Here is a 912-nt window from a genome sequence, read left to right as displayed (position 1 = left end):
CGCCAAGATAGGTTTGTGGTTGTTCGCGGTGTTCAACGATGCCATCAACCAGAATGCCCGGTAATTTGACCCGGCGTGGTTCAATCGCGCCAGCTTCCAGCACATCGCGTACCTGTACGAACACTTTGCCGCCGCTGTTGTGTGCTGCCAGCGCCATGGAATAGCTATCCATATCAATCGCTTCTTCTTCAAGGCTGACGTTGCCTCGAGGATCGGCATAAGTGCCACGCAAAATCGCGTAATCCACTTTGAAAGGGCGATAACGAAGTTTGGTTTCACCGTCGATTTCAATCAGTTCTACCAGCTCGTCGGTAGTGCATTCATTCGACTTACCGCCGCCATTGCGTGGATCAACAAACGATCCCAGCCCAACGTGGGTAAAAAGCCCCGGACGTCCGGCGCCGATCTCCCGTAGCAGTGCCTGAATCACGCCACCAGGAAAGCAGTAGGCTTCAATCGTGTTATTTTTTACCAGCGCCTGCATTTTGGGCGACCAGGTAAAGTGCCCGGCAATAATGCGTTTGAGCATCTCTGCGTGCGCAAAACGATTAGTGCCTTTGCAGTCGCGATCGCCAATACCCAGCGAGTGGATTAGCGTCAGGTCGCGAGGGTGTCCGGTTTGCAGGAAACGCGCTTCAATAGCAGCCAGAATATGGTCGGCTTCCACCATACCGCCGCCGTTACCGCTAATAGCAATAGTCGCACCGTCCTGAATTTGCGCCGCCAGTGCCTCGGCGGTTGTTATCTTACGCATACAATTTCCTTATTGATTATGGAATCTCACGCTACTTTTTTCGGCAAAGGCGCGCGTCGCCTGCTGGCAATCCTGAGTGGCAGACATTAATCCGGCCAGTAGCTGGTGCGGGTAATCGGCATGTTTATTTTCCAGTGCCAGAATCAGTTGCTTAATAT

Annotated in this window: 1 protein-coding gene and 1 pseudogene; both read right to left on the bottom strand. The window is 52.7% G+C overall.

Annotation, left to right across the window (positions count from 1 at the left end; all coding sequences use genetic code 11):
• Nucleotides 1-754, bottom strand: a 754-nt coding sequence (locus RTW80_RS26165) for a CoA-transferase (protein WP_312720997.1), incomplete at its 3' end; no start/stop codon positions are given.
• 9 nt (nucleotides 755-763) lie between these two features.
• Nucleotides 764-912, bottom strand: a pseudogene (locus tag RTW80_RS26160) (enoyl-CoA hydratase/isomerase family protein); the annotation flags it as partial.

Source organism: Escherichia sp. AM3 (assembly GCF_032029835.1).
Lineage (GTDB): Bacteria > Pseudomonadota > Gammaproteobacteria > Enterobacterales > Enterobacteriaceae > Escherichia > Escherichia coli.
This window is presented reverse-complemented; position numbering and strand designations above follow the sequence as displayed.